The 21,052-nt window shown below is 68.3% G+C and carries 17 protein-coding genes; 11 read left to right on the top strand and 6 right to left on the bottom strand.

Annotated features, from left to right (window positions below):
• Positions 1-12 precede the first annotated feature (12 nt).
• Entirely contained in the window at positions 13-1,272 is a 1,260-nt protein-coding gene (locus RIB98_07190; protein ID MEQ8840750.1) for a CaiB/BaiF CoA-transferase family protein, read from the bottom strand.
• Positions 1,273-1,409: 137 nt separating this feature from the next.
• On the opposite strand from RIB98_07190, the gene RIB98_07185 reads away from it, so the two are divergent.
• Both RIB98_07185 and RIB98_07180 read left to right on the top strand, forming a co-directional pair.
• Positions 1,410-2,783, top strand: a complete 1,374-nt coding sequence (locus tag RIB98_07185) for a cystathionine beta-synthase (protein ID MEQ8840749.1) — start codon at positions 1,410-1,412, stop codon at positions 2,781-2,783.
• Positions 2,776-3,942, top strand: a complete 1,167-nt coding sequence (locus RIB98_07180) for a cystathionine gamma-synthase (protein MEQ8840748.1) — start codon at positions 2,776-2,778, stop codon at positions 3,940-3,942. The genes RIB98_07185 and RIB98_07180 overlap by 8 nt, the downstream gene beginning before the upstream one ends.
• A gap of 23 nt (positions 3,943-3,965) precedes the next feature.
• On the opposite strand, the gene RIB98_07175 is transcribed toward RIB98_07180, so the two are convergent.
• From RIB98_07175 to RIB98_07165, 3 genes are read right to left on the bottom strand one after another with little or no spacing between them, the layout of a single operon-like run.
• Positions 3,966-4,481: a hypothetical protein gene (locus RIB98_07175; protein ID MEQ8840747.1), complete on the bottom strand. Its 516-nt coding sequence runs from the start codon at positions 4,479-4,481 to the stop codon at positions 3,966-3,968.
• Positions 4,456-5,367: an LLM class flavin-dependent oxidoreductase gene (locus tag RIB98_07170; GenBank protein ID MEQ8840746.1), complete on the bottom strand. Its 912-nt coding sequence runs from the start codon at positions 5,365-5,367 to the stop codon at positions 4,456-4,458. The genes RIB98_07175 and RIB98_07170 overlap by 26 nt, the downstream gene beginning before the upstream one ends.
• Before the next feature lie 45 nt (positions 5,368-5,412).
• Positions 5,413-9,801 (bottom strand): S-layer homology domain-containing protein, encoded by a 4,389-nt coding sequence (locus RIB98_07165; GenBank protein MEQ8840745.1) that lies wholly within the window; start codon positions 9,799-9,801, stop codon positions 5,413-5,415.
• A 172-nt stretch (positions 9,802-9,973) separates the two neighbouring features.
• Here RIB98_07165 and RIB98_07160 point away from each other — a divergent pair, with 172 nt between their 5' ends.
• From RIB98_07160 to RIB98_07135, 6 genes are read left to right on the top strand one after another with little or no spacing between them, the layout of a single operon-like run.
• Positions 9,974-10,690 carry an ATP-binding cassette domain-containing protein gene (locus RIB98_07160; GenBank protein ID MEQ8840744.1) on the top strand — a complete coding sequence of 239 codons (717 nt, stop codon included), beginning with the start codon at positions 9,974-9,976 and terminating at the stop codon, positions 10,688-10,690.
• Positions 10,687-11,478, top strand: coding sequence for an iron export ABC transporter permease subunit FetB (gene fetB, locus RIB98_07155; protein ID MEQ8840743.1), 792 nt, complete (start codon positions 10,687-10,689; stop codon positions 11,476-11,478). The genes RIB98_07160 and fetB overlap by 4 nt, the downstream gene beginning before the upstream one ends.
• A gap of 10 nt (positions 11,479-11,488) precedes the next feature.
• Complete coding sequence (locus tag RIB98_07150; protein MEQ8840742.1) at positions 11,489-12,268, top strand: thioesterase family protein; 780 nt, start codon at positions 11,489-11,491, stop codon at positions 12,266-12,268.
• Positions 12,269-12,292: 24 nt separating this feature from the next.
• Positions 12,293-13,753 (top strand): sulfatase, encoded by a 1,461-nt coding sequence (locus RIB98_07145; protein MEQ8840741.1) that lies wholly within the window; start codon positions 12,293-12,295, stop codon positions 13,751-13,753.
• Positions 13,754-13,793: 40 nt separating this feature from the next.
• Positions 13,794-15,014 (top strand): DUF222 domain-containing protein, encoded by a 1,221-nt coding sequence (locus RIB98_07140; GenBank protein ID MEQ8840740.1) that lies wholly within the window; start codon positions 13,794-13,796, stop codon positions 15,012-15,014.
• Positions 15,015-15,033: 19 nt separating this feature from the next.
• Positions 15,034-16,548 (top strand): amidase, encoded by a 1,515-nt coding sequence (locus RIB98_07135; GenBank protein ID MEQ8840739.1) that lies wholly within the window; start codon positions 15,034-15,036, stop codon positions 16,546-16,548.
• On the opposite strand, the gene RIB98_07130 is transcribed toward RIB98_07135, so the two are convergent.
• Positions 16,538-18,187: a fumarate hydratase gene (locus RIB98_07130; protein ID MEQ8840738.1), complete on the bottom strand. Its 1,650-nt coding sequence runs from the start codon at positions 18,185-18,187 to the stop codon at positions 16,538-16,540. The genes RIB98_07135 and RIB98_07130 overlap by 11 nt on opposite strands.
• 52 nt (positions 18,188-18,239) lie before the next feature.
• Here RIB98_07130 and RIB98_07125 point away from each other — a divergent pair, with 52 nt between their 5' ends.
• Positions 18,240-18,503 carry a hypothetical protein gene (locus tag RIB98_07125; GenBank protein MEQ8840737.1) on the top strand — a complete coding sequence of 88 codons (264 nt, stop codon included), beginning with the start codon at positions 18,240-18,242 and terminating at the stop codon, positions 18,501-18,503.
• Here the strand turns inward: RIB98_07125 and RIB98_07120 are convergent.
• Positions 18,479-18,961: a hypothetical protein gene (locus RIB98_07120; protein ID MEQ8840736.1), complete on the bottom strand. Its 483-nt coding sequence runs from the start codon at positions 18,959-18,961 to the stop codon at positions 18,479-18,481. The genes RIB98_07125 and RIB98_07120 overlap by 25 nt on opposite strands.
• Before the next feature lie 71 nt (positions 18,962-19,032).
• On the opposite strand from RIB98_07120, the gene RIB98_07115 reads away from it, so the two are divergent.
• Positions 19,033-19,812, top strand: a complete 780-nt coding sequence (locus tag RIB98_07115) for a hypothetical protein (GenBank protein MEQ8840735.1) — start codon at positions 19,033-19,035, stop codon at positions 19,810-19,812.
• A complete protein-coding gene (locus RIB98_07110; protein MEQ8840734.1) occupies positions 19,809-21,050 on the top strand; it encodes a CapA family protein in 1,242 nt (413 codons plus the stop codon). The genes RIB98_07115 and RIB98_07110 overlap by 4 nt, the downstream gene beginning before the upstream one ends.
• Positions 21,051-21,052 lie beyond the last annotated feature (2 nt).

Here is a 21,052-nt window from a genome sequence, read left to right as displayed (position 1 = left end):
AGAGGCGGAGGATCAGGTCGGTGTGCCGAACGCGCCGGCGGCCTTCAGCGCTGCGATCTCGTCGGCGGACTTGCCGAGCACGTCGGCCATCACGTCGTCGTTGTGCTCGCCGACCGTCGGCGCCATGGTCGGTGTCGGGGGGAGCGCACCGTTGACGAACACCGGCAGGGGCAGCTGCTCGCAGCCGACGGCCTCGGTCGGGTAGAAGCCCATCCGTGCCTGGAACTGCGGGTCGTCGCCGATGTTGGCCGGCGTGTTCACCGGGGCGATCGTGGTATTGAACTCGTTGGAAAACTCGAGCCATTCCGCACACGTCTTGGTCTTGAACACCTGCTGCAGTTCGCGCTGGAGTTCCTTGTTGCCCTTGGCGTGATCGGCGTACTTCGAGCCGGGCCACTTGTCGAAGAGGTCCATGCGGCCGGCGCCTTCGCAGAAGTTCTTCCAGAACGCCTGCTCGCTGGCCATGAACAGCACATGGCCGTCTGACGCTTCGTACATCTGGTAGCGCACGCCCTCCCACATGCCGGCCAGCCCCGCGGGACGGCGCTCGTAGTTGTCGCTGGGGTTGCCGGTGACCTCGTCCTCGGGGCGCAGATAGGCCCGCTCGGACTCGATGCGGTACCAGTCCATGTAGGCGGCGGCGTCGGACTGGGCCATCTCCATCTGGCAACCCTCACCGGTTTCGCGAGCCTTGATGATGCCGGCGAGGATGGCCATCGCGCCGACCATGGGGCCGACGTTGATGCCCACGTTGGGCATGGTGGGCGGAATGTGGGCGAAGCCCTCGTCGTCGACGACCGGCTGCACGATGCCGGCCCAGGTGTCGTAGGCGATGCCGTGGCTGGGCATGTCCTTGTAGGGGCCGGTGGCGCCATAGCCCGAGAGGGTCGCGAAGACGATCTTGGGGTTGACCTTCTTGAGGTCCTCGTAGCCGAGGCCGAGCTTGGCCAGCGCGCCCGGTCGCATCGCCTCCACGACGACGTCGGCGGTGGCGACGAGCTCCTTGTAGAGCTGCTTGCCCTCTTCTGACTTGAGGTCGAGGGTGATGCCCCGCTTGCCGCGATGGGTGTGGAGGTGCAGCAGCGACACGCCCTCGACGATCGGCCAGGTCATCTGGCGGATGTAGTCACCGGCCGGCGACTCGACCTTGATCACGTCGGCGCCGAGATCGGCGAAGAACGTGGCGACATGACCGGGACCGAGAAGGCTGGACTCGATCACCCGGACACCGGAGAGAAGCTGGGACTGATCGGAAGCTGACGGTTCAGACATTGCGGGAGACACCTCTGAGAAATCTGACGGACCGTCAGAAACTATCGTCTGGGAATGCCGGGTGGGACATCCCGGTTGTCGGTTTCGTCGGCGGCCTAACGTTGACCGTGGACACGTGATTGCTCCCAGGGGGACGCATGGAGATCTTCGACTCGGTACTCGACATGGTCGGCGAGACCCCGCTGGTACGGCTCCGCCAGGTCGGCCAGGGTCTCCCGTGCCCCGTCGTCGTCAAGGCGGAGATGACGAACCCGGGCGGTTCCTCCAAGGACCGGCCCGCGATCGCGATGATCGACGCGGCCGAACGAGACGGATTGCTGAAGCCGGGGGGCACCATCATCGAGCCCACCTCGGGCAACACCGGCGTCGGTCTCGCCATCGTGGCGGCCCAGCGGGGTTACAAGTGCATCTTCGTGATGACCGACAAGGTCGGCAGCGAGAAGGTCGACCTGCTGCGGGCCTACGGCGCCGAGGTGGTCGTGTGCCCCGTCGCCGTCGCGCCGGAAGATCCGGCGTCGTACTACTCGACCGCGGAGCGACTGGTGAAAGAGATCCCCGGCGCCTACCGGCCCAACCAGTACCAGAACCAGGACAACCCCCGGGCCCACTACGAAGCAACCGGACCCGAGATCTGGCGTCAGACCGACGGCAAGGTCACCCACTTCATCGCCGGCGCGGGTACGGGCGGCACGCTCAGCGGCGTCGGGCGCTACCTCAAGGAACAGAACCCCGACATCAGGATCATCGCGGCCGACCCCGAGGGCTCCGTCTACTCGGGTGGTTCCGGTCGTCCGTATCTGGTCGAGGGCGTGGGCGAGGACTTCTTCCCGGAGACCTACCACGCCGATCTCGTCGACGAGACCATTCCGGTCAGCGACCAGGACTCGTTCCTCACCGCCCGGGCCGTCACCCGCGAGGAGGGCCTGCTCATCGGTGGTTCCGGCGGCACCGCGGTCAACGCGGCGCTGAAGGTGGCCGAGAACTGCGGACCCGACGATCTCGTCGTCGTGCTCGTGCCCGACAACGGCCGGCTCTACCTGTCCACCGTGTTCGACGACGAATGGATGGCCGGCTTCGGCTTCATCCGCGCCGACGGCCCCGTGGTGGCCGACGTGCTCGGCTCGCGACGCGAAGGGGTGCCCGAACTGCTCTACGTCCAGCCGCAGCAGACCGTCCGAGAGGCCGCCCAGATGATGAGCGAGTACGGCGTGTCGCAGTTGCCGGTGGCCAAGAACGACATGCCGTTGGCCGCCGCCGAGGTGATGGGCTCGGTGAGCGAGTTGCGGCTGATGGATCTCGCCTTCGACACCGACTCGGTGCTCGACAAGACGGTGGAGGACATCATGAGCCCGAAGCTCCGCACGATCGGCAGCGGCCAACCGGTCGCCTTGGCCGTGGAAATGCTCGAATCGTGCTCGGCGCTGCTGGTGCTCGACGGTGGGCGGCCGCGTGCGGTGATCTCGTCGAGCGATGTGCTCGCGTTCCTGTCGAAAGGCGCCTTCAATGGCTGACGACATCTTCGCCGACGCCGAGACGTGGGGCTTCGAGACCCGTGCCATCAGAGCCGGTCAGCCCCACGACCCCACCAGCGGCGCCGTCGTCACGCCGATCTCGCTGGCCACCACCTTCGTGCAGGAGGACGTGGGCGTGCATCGGGGCTACGAGTACTCGCGCACCGGCAACCCCACGCGGTCGGCGTTGCAGGACTGTCTCGCGTCGCTCGAGGGCGCGGCTCACGGCCTCGCCTTCGGCTCGGGCATGGCCGCGGAGGACACCCTCCTGCGCATCCTCGCGCCCGGCGACCATGTGGTGCTCGGCAACGATGCCTACGGCGGCACGTTCCGGCTGATCTCCGCGATCCTGGCCCCGACCGGCATCGAGTGGTCGGCCGCCGACCTCACCGATCCGGCCGCTCTCGCAGCGGCGATGCGGCCGAACACCCGGATCGTCTGGGCCGAGACTCCCACGAATCCGCTGCTCACGGTGATCGACCTCGACGCGATCGCCGAGGTCGCCCATGCCGGCGACGCCATGTTCGTCGTCGACAACACGTTCGCCACGCCCTATCTCCAGCAGCCGCTGTCGCTCGGCGCCGACGTGGTCGTCCACTCCACCACCAAGTACTGCGGCGGTCACTCCGACGTGGTCGGCGGGTTCCTGGCGCTCGACGACGACGCGCTGGCCGACCGGCTCGCCTATCTCCAGAACGCGATCGGTGCGATCGGGAGTCCGTTCGACAACTACCTGACCCTGCGGGGCCTCAAGACACTGGCCGTGCGGATGGACCGCCACTGCGAGAACGCCGCGGCCGTCGCCGAGTTCCTCCAGGGCCGCAACGAAGTGGCCGAGGTTCTCTATCCGGGTCTGCCCGGGCACCCCGGTCACGAGGTCGCCGCACGGCAGATGTCGGGGTTCGGCGGCATGGTGTCGTTCCGGGTGGCCGGGGGGCGAGATGCAGCCGTCCGTCTCGCCGCGTCGACCCGCGTGTTCTCCCTGGCCGAGTCGCTCGGTGCGGTCGAGTCCTTGATCGAGCATCCCGGCGCAATGACCCATGCGTCGGCGGCCGGGTCGCCCCTCGAAGTGCCCGACGACCTCATCCGCCTGAGCGTCGGCATCGAGTCGTTGCCCGACCTGCTGGGCGATCTCGAGGCGGCCTTCGACCGACTCTGAGCGCGGTGCTGATCAGGGAGGGTTCACTCGTCGAGGGCGCGACTGCGGAGGCCCCGCGTGACACGACCGAGGGTGACGAGCACCAGCGTCAGCGCGGGCACCCCGACGAACAGTCCAAGGCCGAGGCGTAGCGCCGGCTCCTCCTTGACGGAGCGCCAGTAGCTGGTGTCGATCCTCTGGCCGTCGGCGTGGACGATGCTGCCACCGCAACTGCAGCTCGGGTTGATCAGGGCGTACGGATCGTCGGGACGGTCGTCGTCGGCGTACACCGTGACCCGGTAGGACTCGCCGACATCGAGGAACTTCAGGTTGTCCTCGATCCGGATCTCGAGGCGTCCCTCCGGGCCGTCGAAGGTCGCGATCGGGTCCTCGACGACCAGCAGTTCGCCGGTGAACGTGGTCAGATCCTGGGGCTCGCCGCAATCGGTCTGACAATCGCCACACCCACCGACCCCGATGGCGAACATCGCGACGAAGAACGTGACGAGCAGGACCGATGCGCCGGCCCGCCGGTCAGGTCTGGAGCGGGAGCGCCACATCGGCGAGGCCGTCGAGCTCGGCATGCCAGTCGTCGGGTTCGGCGAACGGGAAGAGCACGAACTTCGACGCGCCGATGGAGACGTACTCGTTCACGAGCTCGACGATGCGGGCCCGGCTCGTGGCCACCACATCGCGAGGGTCGGCGTCGGGTCGGCGGGCGCTGACCACGGCGGCCAGCGGCTCGGGAATCGCCGTCTCGGCCTCGCCCGGCAGGTAGGGGATCAGCACGCCAAAGTGCTCGGAGTCGATCGTCCGGCCCGCGTCGGACGCGGCAGCATCGATCGCCGCAATGCCGTCCGCGACATCGCCGGGGGTGGTGAACGACGCGAGCCAGCCGTCGGCCAACCGGCCGGTGCGGCGAAGCTCCGACGGCGCCTGGCCGCCCATCCACACCTCGAGCGGCTGCTGCAACGGCTTGGGGAGAACGGACGCACCCTTCACGGTGAACCGTTCGCCCTCGTGGTCGACGGTGTCCTCGGCCCAGAGCCGACGCATGAGCGGCAATGCCTCGTCGAGCCAGGACGCCCGTTCCTTGCGGTCGACCTGGAACGCCTGGTGCTCAGCCGTGTTGGCGATACCGAGCCCGACGGCAGGAAGGCAGCGGCCGCCGGAGACCACATCGAGGCTGGCCAGCATCTTGGCCATCAGGATCGGGTTGCGGCCGGGCAGGACCGCCACGGCCGAGCCGAACTTGAGCTTGCGGGTGCGTCCGGCCACGAACGCCATCGCCACGATCGGGTCGAGCTGCGGGCTGTTGACCCGCTCGGGAAACCAGAGCGAGTCGAAGCGGAGCCGCTCGAGCTCGTCGACCACCTGCCCGAGCCCGTCGGGCCGAGCCATGAGCGTGGGCACCGCACCGATGCCGTATCCGATCCGCACCTTCATGACGTCAGCGTCGCACACTCTCCGCGACCCGGGTCACTTCGCCGTCTACGGCTCCGCTTCGTAGAAGCGGGTGAGGAACGCCGCCATCTGGACCCTGGTGACGTCGTCACCGGGGGAGTAGGTGGAGGGCGAGGTTCCCGTGGTGATTCCGAGCCCGAAGACCCGGGCGATCGAGTCGTCGGCGTAGTTGCCGGGCATGTCGGTGAACGGCACGTCGACGATCGGCGCGGTTTGCTCGCGGATCGCCTGCCAGAGCCGATCGAGGAACGCCGCCATCTGCTCACGGCGCACCGGGTCACCGGGCGAGTAGGTGGTGGGCGAGGTGCCCGTCGTGACGCCGAGCCCGTAAATGCACCCGATGGCGGGATCACCCCACGAGCTTCCGGTGAGGTCGGTGAACGGGGTGTCGGCGACCGGACAGGGCTCGCCCACCATCGCCTCGTAGAGCCGGGCCATGAAGGCAGCCATCTGCATGCGCGTGACCGACCCGAAGGGGGAGTAGGTCGTCGCGGTGGTGCCGGTGGTCACCCCCAGGTCGTAGAGGCAGGCGATAGCCGGGTCACCCCACGAGAGGCCGGGCATGTCGGTGAACGGCGTGGTCGCCGCGTCGTCGCACTCGAACACGAGTCCAGCGGCGATGCTGCCGCCCTCCCAGGGGTCGTCGACCTCTGAGCGACTCACGTCGGGAACCCTCCCCACCCGAGTTCCCACCGGGAAGGTCGCGTTCAGCGCCGGAGCGACGGTGACGTCACGACCCGATACCCGCACGACTTCCACGAGCTGGGGGGCCGGCAGCGGAAACGCGTAGTCGGCGGTCAGCTCGTTCCCCGCGCCGACGACCAACCAGTCACCGACCGCGACGTCGGTGGAGAGACCGGCCAGGAGGTACCGGTCATTCCCGACGCCCTCGCCGCCGAGGGGAACCCCCGCGAAGCGAAGCACATTGCTGCCCTGCTCCGCCGCTTCGGCCAGACGGTCGGAGGCTGTCGGATCGGACCCCCGCACCTCGGAGGGATCCTCGACCACGCCGTCGACGGCGTTGAAGACCCGTTCTGCGATGGCCACGTGGCCGGCCGCGTTCGGGTGGAGCACTCCGGCGTTGCCGGCGCCGGTCTCGTCGGAGAGCGTCACGATCCACGAGTCCGAGGCACAGTACCCGTGGGAGGTGAAGGCCGATGCCACACCCCCGACCACCGTCCAGCCGAATCGCGACCGGGTGGAAGCAATATGGGCGTTGAGCGGGTCGAGGATCGAGTTCTCCGCCCACATCGACTCGGCCTCGTTCAGGCCGAAATTGGTGAAGGGGATCGTCATGATCTCCTCGCAGGTCTGACCGTCACTGCCACGGGTCGGGTTGTAGTACTCGACCATGAAGACGTTGGCCGGGTCCACATCGAGCCGATCGATGCGACTGTCCAGCGCGTCCAGGCTGCCCTCGAGGCGATCCGAGGCAAGCTCGACGGCGTCGTCGAGACTCGGCCCGCGGGCGATCACGGTCTCCGTGAGCGGTTCAGGGTTCCTCAGGCTGGGAAGCCGAGTGGGGAGGTAGCTCGAGTAGTGGCTCTGCTCCAGGGGTTCGTCGAGGGTGAAGTCGAGCGAGACCGATGTGTCCTGGCCACCGGTGAGAACCCGTGACGCCCAGTCGCCCGGACAGAGCCGGGGGGAGATGGCGACGACGTCGAACTTCTCGGACTCGGTCGGAAGGGCGCCGGCGTCGTCGACATCGGTCGGCGTGCGACCGGTCCAGTCGGTTCCCGCGGCGTTGATCGTCACCTCCCACTCGTCGGCTGAAGTCGCGCTGATGTCGCCGTCGCCGGCCGCATTGACCTTCGTCGCCCCGGCCGATACGTCGCGGCACACGGCACCGACGAACGGCGAGAGGACCTCGGGGACCGGCACCCCGCGCACGACGGTGGTGTTGCCGCTCTGGAAGTCGGCCTCGGCGGCGAATCCGTAGTCGTCACACGGCGACTCCGGCGTGCCGTTCGCGAAGCAGAACTTGGCGGCCGGACCGAAGAGCATGTCGTTGCCGCCAACCTGCATCACGAGCGCATCGATCTCGCGATCACCCACGAGCGTTTCGACCACGGCGAGCTGGTGCGCCGAGGCCCGGGCGCCGAAGAAGTCGTTGGGGATCTGCGGGCCGATCACGCCACCGAAGATGGTCGCCCCGGAGCAGGCGACGTGGACGAGTGTCACCGAGGACTGCTCGTACTCTTCCTCGTAGTCGTACGCGGCCTGCACCGCTCCGGCGTTGGCCGAACGATGGCAGGTGGCGTCCATCCAGCCGCCGGAGGTGCCCGTGTCGGGGTTGCCCTCGCCCGACGCCACCGAGTCGCCCACGACGACCCAGAGCACGTCCTCGACCACCACCGTGCCGCTCAACACCTCGGCGCCATCGACCGAGCCGACCAGGGCGTACTCACCCTCGTCCTCGAACTCGAACCGGAACTGGCAGGGGTCTTCACGATCCGGGGTGGGCTCGGGCGCATCGATCTCCTCACCGTTCGCGGTCCAGTCGTAGTCGGTGGTGCAGTCCTCGGCCACGATGGTGATGTCGAGCGGATAGGTCTCGTGCTGGACGTCGTCGACGTCGCCGGGGGCATCGGGTATCGAGGGGATGGAGTTGCCGGTCGGCCGTTGGATGCGGGCCGGCACCTCCCACTCGAAATCACCGAGGATGTTGACGTGGGCCGACACCTCGAGGGTCCGCTCGCTGTCCGCGCCAACGGCGGTGTCCTCGAACGTGATGGTGAACGGGATCTCCGCCCGGCCGGGCCGGCTGGTCGACAGCGACACGGGGACGACGATCTCGCCCTCGGGGACGAGGGTGTCGTCGGGTTCCTCGAAGTCGATCTCGACCGCCTCGACTTCGCGGGTGAGCTCCACCGAAGTGATCGTCACATCGTCCCAGCCCGTGCTGCGGAGCGTGAGATCGAACTCGAACTCCTGGTCCACGATCCCGAACGCCGGCTCCTCCTCGTCGGCGACCTCCTCCGACACCTCGGCCTCGAGGTCGCCGCCGATGACGTCGAATGTGCCCGATGTGCGCGACGCCTGCGCGTGCGTGCCGTCGGTCGTGGTGAGGTCGAGGTTGGCCCGGACGCGGTAGGTGCCGGCGTCGCTCGGCGGGTCCCACTTGCTGAACACGTCGAAGGCGTCGTCGTCGCTGTAGGGCGCCTCCGACGTCCGGAACGTCTCCGTGGGAGTACCCAGGGAGACACCCGGTTCGTCGTCGATCGGGTCGAGCCACTCGAGTTCGATGTCGTAGTCGCCCTCCTCGTTGAGGATGTCGTGGTCGATTCCGAGGATGGCCAGGTCGACCCGCTCCGACACGACCGGTTCCGGTTCCTCCTCGGCCTCCTCGTCGATCTCGGGGACCACGGTCACGTCGAAGTCCTCGATGTTGATGCCGGCCGGGATCGTGATCTCGGTCTCATCGGTGTCGGTGGCGCCCGACTCGCTGGTGACGGTCAGCGACACGGTCCGGGTCAGTTCCCCCTCGGGATCCTGCTCGAAGGCGAACTCCCAGGTCGGGGTGGACTGCGTGTGCTCCGTCGACGAGCCGCCGGGTGTCGAGATCTCGAACTCGTACGTCTCGATCGGGTCGCTCGCCGGTGCAGTGGAGCCCGACCCGTCGAGGAGGTACTGGAAGAATCCGCCGAGGGCACTCAACTCCTGGGCGTCGATGTCGGCCTCGACGCCGCCGTCTCGGAGATCACCGTCGACGGAGACCCAGGCGCCGGAGGTCGCGCTGTAGCCCGAGTAGGTGCTGCCACTCCCGTTGTCGCGCACGGACACCGAGCCGACGAAGTAGGCCCAGGTCGGGCCGTAGAGGCCGTTGGGACGTTCGGAGACGAGGGTGTAGCGGCAGTCGAGCATGGTCGCGGCCTTCGCGGCCCAGGGGCCGTAGTCGCGGTTCGAGGGACCGCCCTCGATATAGACACCGAAGCTCGAGTTCCAGCCGCAGCTGGCGCGGGGAGTCTCGAAGTCGTTGTTTCGGGCGTCCTCGCTGGCCAGCTCGAACCGCGCGGACGTGCCGTCTTCGTAGAGCAGTGCGCTGCAGGAGCCCGTACGGATGCGGTTGTCGTCGAACTCGTCGATCGCGAGACACAGCGACGGGGAGCCGCCGAAGTTGAGCGACGAGTAGCAGGGCGCGTTCTCCCAACCACCGGGAACCGGACCGACATTGCGGTTGCAGGCCGGCACGGACGGGTCCATGACGACCTCGACGGTCTGGCCCTCACCCACGTTGCCGGACGCGGTGACCTGGTTGTCGGGACTGTCCGGCGGGCATTCGTAGGTGTCCTCCCCACACTCGGGACGAGGCTGCGGGCTCGGTTCGGTCGCTCCGGCGCGCTCGGGCGGGCCCACGACGGCCAGGCCGGACACACAGACGACGAGGGTGAGGAACGTGGCGAATACACGACGCATTGAGGTTCTCCAACACATGATCGATAGCGCCGACCACGGTATGTGTTGCCCACCAACGGATCACCAACGAAGAGTGGCGGGCCCGTTGAGAGTTTCCCCAGCCAGATTCGGGAAAGATCGTCCGTCACTTCGAATCACGCACCTGCCCCGAGCAATGGGGCAGAGTCTGGCGATGCCGGAGACCGGGTTCGTGCTGCGCGAGGTGCTCGTCGACGGGACCGCGCGTCCTCGTCTCGATCATGTCGACCTCGAGCTCGCCGAGACCGGCATCACCGTGCTTGCCGGGCCGTCGGGCTCGGGCAAGAGCACGTTGCTGCGCCTGCTGAACCGTCTCGACCGGCCCGACGGCGGAACGATCTCGTGGCGCGGTCGTGACCTCGACGAGCTCAACACCCTGGAGCACCGGCGCCGGGTCGGGATGGTGTTCCAGCGGCCCACCGTCGCGCCCGGCACCGTCATCGAGAACCTGCGCATCGGGGCGACCGACATCGACGACGAGTCGGCCGGCGACCTGTGCCGTCTCGTGCACCTCGACCCCGACCTTCTCGACCGCAACGCCGCCGAGCTGTCGGGCGGCGAGCGTCAGCGCGTGTGTCTGGCCCGAACGATCGCGACCGGGCCCGAGGTCATCCTCGCCGACGAGCCCACCTCGTCGCTCGACCCGGCGGCGACCGAGATCATCGAGGACCTCGCCCTGCGGTTCGCCCATCCGCAGAGCCCGATGCCCATCGGCTGGATCTGGGTGTCGCACGACCCGGCGCAGGTCCAGCGACTCGCCGACCGGGTGGTGGTGCTGAGCGACGGTCGCATCCTGGCGACGGGTACCGCTGAAGAACTGGCGACCTCCGACGATCCCCACGTGCGGCGAGCGGTCGGAGGCACGGTGTGAACGACGATCTTGCCGACATCGGCCTGGGTGGCCTGGCGATCTCGGGAGGGCTGATCGCGCTGGCCGTCGCCTTGTCGCTCGTGCGAAGGCTCGGTCTCGAACGCGACATCGTCGTGGCATCGGTGCGGGCCCTCGTGCAGCTCCTGCTCGTCGGTTTCGCGCTGAGGATCGTCGTCGACGACGACGACCCGCTCGTCTTCACCTGGATCTGGGTGGTGCTCATGGTGCTCGTCGCCGCGTGGACCGTGCATCGACGGGCTCCCGAGGTGCCGAACGTGATCCCGCTCGCCCTCGTCTCGTTCACCGCTGCGGCCGTCGTCACGCTGGGCGTGCTGTTCGGTCTGCGCGTGTTCGAGCCGACCGGTCGGGCGATCGTGCCCATCGCCGGGATGATGGTGGGCAACTCGATGACGGCCACCGTGGTGGTCGCTCGACGAATCGTCGCCGAAGCACGAGACCACCGCGACCTGATCGAGGCGCGTCTCGCCCTCGGTCTGTCGTCGAGTGATGCCTTCGCCCCCCACCTGCGTGATGCGCTGCGCACCGGGCTCGTCCCCCAGATCGAGACGACGAAGACGGTCGGCCTCATCGCGCTGCCCGGAGCGATGACCGGCCTGATCCTGGCCGGGGTCGAACCGGTCGATGCCGTGCGGGTGCAGGTGGCCGTGATGTACCTCGTGCTCGGGTCGGTCGCCACCACCGCGTCGGTGATGGCGCTCGGCCTCACCCGCCGGTTGTTCACTCCCGACCATCGGCTCGAAGTGGGTACCGGGTCGCCGAATCCGTAGCCTCGCCGCCGTGACCGATGCGATCTTCGTGCCCGATGGCGAACTCCTGATTCCCCAGCCGACCGCCTGCGGACCGTGGTTCCCGGGCGTACAACACGGTGGCGCCATCACCGGACTGATCGCCCGGGCGATCGAGGCCACACCCTCGGCCCAGCCGATGATGCTCACCCGGCTGACCGTCGACATGAGCCGGAAGGTGCCGATGGGGCCGACCAAGGTCGACGTCGAGGTCGTGCGCGACGGCAAACGGGTGCAGGCACTCGAGTGCCGCTACGTGGTCGACGGCGACATCGTGGGTCGGGCATCGGCCATGCGCATCCGTCTCGACGGTGGCGTGGTGGGTGCCGACAACCGAGTTGCCCCGTGGCCCGAGGACACACCTCCGCCCGGACCCGACGAGATCGGCGACCCGCACTTCATGTTCGACGGACTCGACTTCGTGCAGAACTTCACGATGCGACGAACCGAGCCGGAGCCCGGCCGCAGCGTGAGCTGGCTGCGGTTGAACGTGCCGTTCGTGGCCGGTGAGACGACGTCGCCGTTGATGTTCGCCGCCGCCGTGGCCGACATGATCCCGAGCGCAGGCAGCGTGATGGACTTCGAGAATTACCTCTCGGTCAACCCCGATCTCTCGATGCATTTCCATCGGCTGCCGGTGGGGGAGTGGATCGGCCACACCGCTCTCGTTCGGGTGTCACCCGACGGCTTCGGCCAGACCGACGCCCAGCTGTTCGATCTCACCGGCGGGATCGGCCGATCGCTCAAGAGCCTGTTGATCGACCCGCGCTGAGCGGCGGGCTACGTTCGGCCCGGTATGACCGACTCCCGCACGACCCGCGCCTCGACCCGGCCGAATGTCATCCTGATCAACTGTGACGATCTCGGCTACGGCGACCTCGGTTGCTACGGGTCCGAGGTGCACGACACGCCGGTGCTCGATCAGCTCGCGGCCGACGGGATGCGGCTGACCGACTTCTACGTGGCTTCGCCGGTGTGCACGCCGTCCCGCGGTGCCCTGATGACGGGCTGCTACCCGTCACGGTTCGGCTTCGACGACTTCAACGGGGTGCACGTGCTCTTCCCGGGCATGCCCTACGGCCTCAGCCCCTCGGAGGTCACCATCGCCCGGATGTTGAAGGACGCGGGCTACGCCACCCAGATGGTGGGGAAGTGGCACTGCGGCGATCAGCAGGAGTTCCTGCCCACCAACCACGGGTTCGACTCGTGGTTCGGTCTGCCCTACAGCAACGACATGGGCCGTCAGCGCAACGACATGACCCCGGAGATGCGTCAGGGCATGGTGGACTTCCTCGGCATCGAGCTCCAGGACGGCGACTATCCGCCGCTGCCGCTGATGCTCGACGACACGGTGCAGGAGGAGCAGCCCGACCAAGCCGCCCTCACCGAGCGCTATCTCCAGGAGTCGATCCGGTTCATGCGGGCGAACGCAGACGATCCGTTCTTCCTCTACTTCGCCCACATGTACGTCCACCTGCCGATCTACGTGCAGGACCGTTTCCGCGACGAATCTCGCAACGGGACCTATGGCGCGGCCGTCCGCTGCATCGACTGGGCCCTCGACGTGCTCCTCCACGAGCTCGACGCGCTCGGGCTCACCGACGACACCGTCGTGATCTTCACGAGCGACAACGGTGCATTGGCGCGGCCCGGGGAGGGCAGCAACCTCCCGCTGCGAGCCAACAAGGGCACCACCTGGGAGGGCGGGCAGCGGGTGCCGTGCATCGTGCGCTGGCCCGGCCACGTCCCCGCGGGGACCACCTCGTCGGAGGTGGCGACGGCCATGGACTTCCTGCCGACGTTCGCCGATTGGTGTGGTGGTGCGGTGCCCGACGACCGCACGATCGACGGACGCAGCCTCGTGCCGCTGTTGGAGGGGAGCGACCCCGCTTCGCCGCACGAGGCGTTCTTCTACTACCAGGGCAAGAACCTCGAAGCGGTGCGGGCCGGGAAGTGGAAGCTCCACGTCGCGAAGACGTCGTTCTTCTCCGAGGACAGCGCCGACATCGAGGAGCTCTACGACCTCGAGTCCGACGTCGGTGAGACGATCGACGTGGCGGCCGACCATCCCGACGTCGTCACCGAGCTGCGGGCCCACCTGGCCCGCGCCCGCGCCGATCTCGGTGACGGCGTGTCGTCCACGAAGGGCGCCGACGTGCGTCCCGTCGGCCGGGTCGACGATCCCGTGCCGCTCACGGTGTGGAACCCCGATCACCCGTACTACATCGCCGAATACGACCTCGCCGACCGGGGCTAGCGATATCTGGAGTGTCATACCCTTTCGGTATGTTTCGTGTATGGCGGTTTCGGAGTTGGATGATCTGAGCGAGGCGATCGGGTTGGCGGCGAAGGTCGACTACGCGCGGCTGCCCGGGTCTGAGGCCGAGGCGTCGGCTGAGGTGGTGCAGCGGTTGAAGGCGCAGTTGGCGGCGTTGGAGGCCGAGGTGGTCGGCGCGTACGACGCGTCGATGGCGTGGGCCGCGGGGCAGCATCGTTCGGTGAAGGTGGCACTGCGGCATCGCTGTCGGATGCACGGTGGTGAGGCCTCCGCGGTGGTGTCCTTGGCGCGGGCGTTGCGGTCGATGCCGGGTACCGCGTTGGCGTTGGCTGATGGGGTCATCACAGCGAATCATGCGCGGCGTCTGGTGCGGGCGTCGTCTCGGCCGGAGTTCGCCGACGCGGAGGCGTTTCTGTTGGGCAAGGCCGGGTCGTTGTCGTTTCGTGATTTCGAGCGGGCGGTCGCGTATTGGGAGCAGGTCGTCGACGAGGCCCGCCGCGGCGATGACCCGGAGCCTCCGGACCCGCGCGAGCAGAAGCGCGAGGCGTACGTGTCGACGACACTGTCGGACATGGTTCGCGTGGATGCGTGGCTCGACCCGGTCGGCGGAGCGGCGTTCAGCGAGGCGCTGCGCCGGATCGAGCAAGAACTGTTCGAGGCTGACTGGCAACAAGCCAGGGCCGAACACGGCGACGCCGTCACCGTAGACCGGCTGTGGCGCACCCCGGCGCAGCGGCGTGCCGATGCGCTGGTCGAGATGGCGGTGCGGGCCTCCACTGCGCCGGCGGGTGGGAAACGGCCGCTGCCGTTGGTGATCATCCACACCGACCTCGACACCTTCACCGTGGCGTTGTCGAAGTATCTCGGTGTCGAGGGCCCCGGACCGGTCGGTGGCACGGATGGCAACAGCGAGCGGCTGTGCGAGCTCGACGACGGCACCGTCATCAGCCCGGCGCAGATGATCGAACAAGCCCTGGCCGGTCATGTCCGGCGGTTGGTGTTCGAATCACCGGGGGTGATTCTCGACTACGGCCGCAAACAACGACTGTTCACCGGCGCTCTGCGAGAAGCGGTGTGCGCCAGAGACCGGGTGTGTGATCACGACGGCTGCGAGATCCCCGCCCGACACTGCGAAATCGACCATGTCCAGGATTGGGACCACGGTGGCCATACGGTGCACACCAACGGCAAAGCCCGCTGCAGCTACCACCACCGCAACTGGAAACCCAGGCCCGGCTAGCCCCGACTAGGTTCGGCGGATGGTCGACACCCCCTGGTCAGGTGATGCCTGCTCGCTCGTGGATGCGTTCCGTGCCGGTGAACGCTCGCCCGCGGAAGAACTCGAGGCGTGTCTCGGCGCGATCGAGCGCAGCGGACTGAACGCGTTCGCACACCTGGACCCGGACGGCGCACGCGAGGTGGCGGCGGCCGCCGATGTGTCCCTGCCGTTCGGTGGGGTGCCGTTCGGGATCAAGGAGCTCGAGCAGGTGAAGGGGTGGCCCTACACGGAGGCATCGCTGATCTTCAAGGATCGGATCGGCACCCACGACACCACTATGGTCACCCGGCTGAAAGCGGCCGGGATCGTGCCGGTCGGCTCCACCACGGCCAGCGAATTCGGCGGACTGAACGTCAGCGTCACCAAGATCAACGGGGTCACCGGCAACGCCTGGGATCCGACGCGCAGTGCTGGGGGGTCGTCGGGCGGAAGTGCGGCGGCGGTTGCCGGCGGTCTGATTCCGTTGGCCTGCGGTGGCGACGGTGGTGGCTCGATCCGTATTCCGGCCGGCTACAACGGCCTGCTGGGCATGAAGGGCACCTACGGGCGCATTCCCCGTGGTCCCCACACCTCGCTCAATCCCCACACTGTCGTACTGGGTTGTCTGGCCCGGTCGGTGCGTGACGCCGCCCGCTACTACGACGTCACCGCCGGTCACGATGCCCACGATCCCACGAGCCTCCCCGCCGTCGACGGGTGGGAGCGGGGTCTCGGCCGCCACGACCTGCGGGGCCGCAGGGTCGTGATCGACCCGACGCTCGGCGGTGTGGCCATCGACGATGCGGCGCGCGCGGTCGTCGACGATGCGGCCGACCAGCTCGTGGCCGATCTCGGGCTCGTGCGCGTCGACCTCCCGGTCGAGATCCCCCGCATGGGCGGCGAGTGGATGATGGGCAACATCTCGAGCCTCTATGGCGAGATCGAACACTTGTGGCCGAAGTGCGCGACCGACCTCACCGACGAGATCCGGGTGGCCGTCCAGCTCTCGGAGAACCTGTTCAACATGCGGGTGGCCGCGGCGGGCGAGATGCTCCGTCGCCGAGCGAACGACGCCATGGCCAGCCTGTTCGACGAGGTCGACTTCGTGATCACCTCGAGCAACCCCGGGCCTGCCTTCCCGGCCGCCGACGGCATGAGCAGCGATGCCCGGACGTTCATCGACTACGCCCGCGGCAACACGATGGCCCAGAAGGGATTTTCCGGTGTGCTCAAGGGCGCTCGGGTCATGGCCGGGTTCGCTCCGAAGACACCGCAACGTCTTCTCGCCGCCGGCACGAAGGGCTCCCCCGAGCTGCTCGACATGGGCGCGCTCACGATGCCGGCCAACCTGTCGGGAAACCCCGCAGTGTCGATCCCCGCCGGCGAGGTCGGCGGGCTCCCGATCGGCCTCCAAGTGATCGGACGCCACCACGAGGACGCCCTGCTGCTCGACCTCGCACTGCATGTCGAACGCGAACGGCCGTGGCCCCTCGTCGCCCCCGGGTCTACCCGCTGATGGGCTGGCGCAGCTTCACCGGGGTGGTGACCTCGGCGTAGAAGTCGTTGCCCTTGTCGTCGACGACGATGAAGGCGGGGAAGTTCTCGACCTCGATCTTCCAGACGGCCTCCATTCCCAGCTCGGGGAACTCGAGCACCTCGACCTTGCGGATCGAGTCCTTGGCGAGGCGGGCGGCGGGGCCGCCGATCGAACCGAGGTAGAAGCCGCCGTGGTTGGCGCACGCTTCGGTGACCTGGCGCGAGCGGTTGCCCTTGGCCAGCATCACCATCGATCCGCCGGCCGCCTGGAACTGCTCGACGTAGGAGTCCATGCGCCCGGCGGTGGTGGGACCGAATGAGCCGGATGCGTAGCCCTCGGGGGTCTTGGCCGGACCTGCGTAGTAGATGGCGTGATCGCGCAGGTACTGCGGCATCGGTTCGCCGGCGTCGAGGCGCTCCTTGATCTTGGCGTGGGCGATGTCGCGGCCGACGACCAGGGTGCCGGTGAGGGAGAGGCGCGTCTTCACCGGGTACTGACTCAACTGATTGCGGATCGCGTCCATCGGCTGGTTGAGGTCGACCTCGATCACCTCGGCCGAGAGGTCGTCCGCCGCGGCCTCGGGCAGGAAGCGGGCGGGATCGGTCTCGAGCTGCTCGAGGAACACGCCCTCGGCGGTGATCTTGGCTCGGGCCTGGCGGTCGGCCGAACACGACACGGCGATGCCCACGGGATTCGACGCACCGTGGCGGGGGAGACGGATGACCCGCACGTCGTGGCAGAAGTACTTGCCGCCGAACTGGGCACCGATGCCGAACTCCCGCGTCTGTTCGAGGATCTTCTGTTCCCACTCGAGGTCGCGGTAGCCGTGTCCGGTGGCGGCGTCGCCCGTGGTGGGGAGCGCGTCGAGATAGTGAGCCGACGCGAGCTTGGCCGTCTTCAGGTTGAACTCCGCCGATGTACCGCCCACGACCAGAGCGAGGTGATACGGCGGACATGCCGAGGTGCCGATCGCCCGGAGCGACTCGTCGAGGAAGTCGACGAGTGAGGTCTCGTTGAGCAGCGCCTTGGTCTTCTGGAACAGGAACGACTTGTTGGCCGAACCGCCGCCCTTGGCCATGAACAGGAACTCGTAGCCGGCGCCCGGCTTCGTGTAGAGCTCGATCTGGGCAGGGAGATTGTTGCCGGTGTTCTTCTCCTCGAACATCGAGATCGGCGCCAGCTGGGAGTAGCGGAGGTTGGTCTGGGTGTAGGTGTCGTGGATGCCACGCGAGATCCACTCGGCGTCGTCGGCGAGGGTCAGGACCCGGTCGCCCTTCTTGCCGGTGACGATGGCGGTGCCGGTGTCCTGACACATCGGGAGCACACCGGCGGCGGCGATGTTGGCGTTGAGCAGCAGCTCGGTGGCCACGAACACGTCGTTGGGGGAGGCCTCGGGGTCGTCGATGATCGACGCGAGCTGTTCGAGGTGTTCGGTGCGCAGATAGTGGGCGATGTCGTGCATCGCTTCACGGGTGAGCGTCTGGAGGACTTCAGGCTCCACCTTCAGCAACGTCGTGCCCTCGACCTCGACGGTGGACACCCCTTCGGTGGTGAGCAGGCGGTACTTCGTCGTGTCGGGGCCGACGGGGAGAAGATCGGAGTAGGCGAACTCGGTCATGGCTCCACGCTACTGCTCAGTACCCTCTCGTCATGAGCCGGAAGGGGACGCGATGAGCGCCGACGAGACCCTCGATCGCATCGCCCACGCGTTCAACCCGGCAGAGTGGCGAGGCCGCTCCCTGGTGATCGCCATCGTGGTGTTCGTGTTCGTCGCCGTGGTCACCGTGGTGCAACGGGCGTTGGTCTCCGACAGCACCATGGCGTGGGTGATCACCGGCATTCATGGCGCTCTCGTGGCCGTGGTGGTGCCGCTGCTGGTGAGGCGAACCGTGCGAGAGTGGCGGGCCGCTCAGCCGAGCGGGGTGCCCGAATAGGCGACCGGGTCGCCGGCCGCCGGAATGTTCGGCCGGCTCCAACTCGTGAGCGCGGCGACGGCTTCGGCCACGACACGCCACTCGACGGGGTCCCAGCCTTCGGCCTTCGCCGTGACCTGGCCGTCCTGGCGGAGCAGGGCGAACGCCGGTGCCTGCTCGATTCCGAGGCTCTTCACGACGGCGCCGTCGGGGTCGGCGAATGCGAGGACGTCGTCGGCGTAGGGGCCGAGGAAGCGCTTGGCGTCGTCGACGGAACACGTGACGATCCAGCAGTTCCGGCAATCGGCCTCTCGGAAGTGCTGGAGGATGCGCCTCGAGGTGTCGAGCAGCCACGCGCTCTCGTGGGTGAACGGGTCGAGCACCACGGGAACGAGCGGGAAGGTCGTCAGCCAGTCGCCGAGGGGGCGAGGCTCACCTTCGAGCGGCTGGAGATCGAGGTCGAGAGCAGCGGTCACCACGGACGTGAAAGCTAGCGCAGCGTGCGGCCCACGGGTCACATCGGGGAGGATACGATCCCAGCGTGCACCCGATGGAGCGTCTCCGCTACGTGGCTCGTGCCGGCGATGCGCCGACGGCGCCGCTGGTCCGTGAGGCTGCGCTGGCGCTCGCCTCGTTCGCACACGACCCCGTGGAGCTGCTCACGGCGTGTCGCCAGCTGATCGAACGCCGGCCCACCTCAGGGCCGCTCCTGTGGCTCGCGGCGAGAATGGTGACGGGCGCCGACCCCGGTACCGAGGCGTGGGACGCCGTCGAAGCCCTCGAACGCGACACCACGATGCGGGAGCTGGCCCACGCCCTGCCCGCCGATGCCTCGGTCCTCGTCATCGGTGCCGCGGAGATCTGCGGTGAGGCCGTCCTGGCCCGTCCGGATGTCGAGGTCCTTGTCGCCGACACCGTGGGCGAGGGCTACGGGCTGGTCCGCACGCTCGAGGCCCGTGACCACCAGGTCATCGACGTGCCGGCGGCCGGACTCGGCGCCGCCGCGGCCGCCGTCGACGTCGTGTTGCTCGAAGCCGATGTCATGCACGACGCGGCGGCGCTGGCCCGCAGCGGATCGCTGGCGGCCGCCGCTGTGGGGCACTATTGCGGGATCCCGGTGTGGCTCGTCGCCGGCGTCGGTCGGGTGGTTCCCGCCCGCATGTTCGATTGGGTGGCCGACCGGTCCGCCGACGTGGACCCCTGGGATGACACCGTGGAAGCCTTGCCGCTCACCCTCGTCGACTCGGTCATCGGGCCGTCCGGCCCCCAACCCGTCGCCGAGATCCCGTACCGCATCGACTGTCCGATCGCGCCGGAACTGTTCCGGTGAGCGCAGGTCGTCGGGCGCTGGTCGCGCTCGGGTTCGTCGGCGTGTTCGCGGCGGGGGCGGTGCTCGGGGCGAACACCCTGGACACCGCCGATGACGATGGGCCGACCATGGCGGCCGACGTCGATGGTGGCTCCGACACCGCGGAGGCGCCCTCGTCGACGTCGACCACGACCGCGAGCACCACCACCACCGTGCCGCCGCCCCGCACCGCAACGCTCGCCTTCACCGGCGATCTCCTGCCGCATTCGCCGGTGGTGAACGCGGCCGCCGCCAACTACTCGAGTGCCGATGGCAGCACGGGCTGGGACTTCCGCCCGATGTTCGACGAGGTGCGGCCGATTCTCTCCGCCGCCGATCTCGCGATCTGCCACGTCGAGTCGCCGGTCTCGAGCGACGACACCAACCTGAGCGGCTATCCGGTGTTCAACGCCCCGCGGGCGCTGGTCGAAGCGGCGATCGACGCCGGCTACGACGGGTGCAGTACGGCATCGAACCATGCCTTCGACCGCCGCAGCGATGGGGTCCTGTCCACGATCGAGGTGTTCGAGCAGCTCGGGTTGCCCCAGGCCGGCATGGCTGCCGATGCCGCCCACGACCTCGAGCCCGTGATCTACGACGTGAACGGCATCGCCATCGCCCACATCTCGGCGACCTACTCGCTCAACGGCTTCGTGCTTCCCGACGACGCGCCCTACCTCGTCGACCTGATCGATCCGGCGCAGATCATCGCCGAGGCCGCCCTGGCCAAGGAGGCCGGCGCCGAGTTCGTGATGGTGAGCCTGCACTGGGGCAACGAGTACCAGCACACCCCGTCGGCCGCCCAGGACCAGTGGCTCTCGGAGATCCTCCCGAGTGACGAGGTCGATCTCGTCATCGGCCACCACGCCCACGTCGTGCAGCCGGTCGACAAGGTCGGCGACGAGTGGGTCGTCTTCGGCCTCGGCAACTTCTTGTCGAACCAGTCGGCCAACTGCTGTGTGGCCGCCTCGCAGGACGGCATGATCGCCCATGTCACCCTGCTCGAGGGCGCCGACGGTTCGATCGCCGTCGACGGGGTCGCCTATACCCCGACCTGGGTCGATCGAGCCGAGGGCTACGTCATCCGGGTGGCCGACGGCACCCCCGGTCGCGAGGGCTTGGCCGACACACTGGCGGCATCGGCGGCCCGTACGGCCGAGGTGGTCATGAGCCGACTCGGTCCGGCCGACGGACTGACCGCGGCCTCTCCGGAGCAGTAGCG

This window comes from Acidimicrobiales bacterium (assembly GCA_040219515.1).
In the GTDB taxonomy this organism is placed as follows: Bacteria; Actinomycetota; Acidimicrobiia; order Acidimicrobiales; family Aldehydirespiratoraceae; genus JAJRXC01.
Note: the sequence above shows the minus strand (reverse complement) of the source record. Positions and strands in the feature narration are given on the sequence as shown.

Excerpts from the sequence above, each read along its gene's own strand:
- RIB98_07190 (MEQ8840750.1), bottom strand. The coding sequence starts at position 1,272 with ATGTCTGAACCGTCAGCTTCCGATCAGTCCCAGCTTCTCTCCGGTGTC.
- RIB98_07140 (MEQ8840740.1), top strand. The coding sequence starts at position 13,794 with ATGGCGGTTTCGGAGTTGGATGATCTGAGCGAGGCGATCGGGTTGGCG.
- RIB98_07170 (MEQ8840746.1), bottom strand. The coding sequence starts at position 5,367 with ATGAAGGTGCGGATCGGATACGGCATCGGTGCGGTGCCCACGCTCATG.
- RIB98_07115 (MEQ8840735.1), top strand. The coding sequence starts at position 19,033 with ATGGAGCGTCTCCGCTACGTGGCTCGTGCCGGCGATGCGCCGACGGCG.
- RIB98_07135 (MEQ8840739.1), top strand. The coding sequence starts at position 15,034 with ATGGTCGACACCCCCTGGTCAGGTGATGCCTGCTCGCTCGTGGATGCG.
- RIB98_07180 (MEQ8840748.1), top strand. The coding sequence starts at position 2,776 with ATGGCTGACGACATCTTCGCCGACGCCGAGACGTGGGGCTTCGAGACC.
- RIB98_07185 (MEQ8840749.1), top strand. The coding sequence starts at position 1,410 with ATGGAGATCTTCGACTCGGTACTCGACATGGTCGGCGAGACCCCGCTG.
- RIB98_07160 (MEQ8840744.1), top strand. The coding sequence starts at position 9,974 with ATGCCGGAGACCGGGTTCGTGCTGCGCGAGGTGCTCGTCGACGGGACC.
- RIB98_07130 (MEQ8840738.1), bottom strand. The coding sequence starts at position 18,187 with ATGACCGAGTTCGCCTACTCCGATCTTCTCCCCGTCGGCCCCGACACG.
- RIB98_07145 (MEQ8840741.1), top strand. The coding sequence starts at position 12,293 with ATGACCGACTCCCGCACGACCCGCGCCTCGACCCGGCCGAATGTCATC.
- RIB98_07175 (MEQ8840747.1), bottom strand. The coding sequence starts at position 4,481 with ATGTGGCGCTCCCGCTCCAGACCTGACCGGCGGGCCGGCGCATCGGTC.
- RIB98_07125 (MEQ8840737.1), top strand. The coding sequence starts at position 18,240 with ATGAGCGCCGACGAGACCCTCGATCGCATCGCCCACGCGTTCAACCCG.
- RIB98_07165 (MEQ8840745.1), bottom strand. The coding sequence starts at position 9,801 with ATGCGTCGTGTATTCGCCACGTTCCTCACCCTCGTCGTCTGTGTGTCC.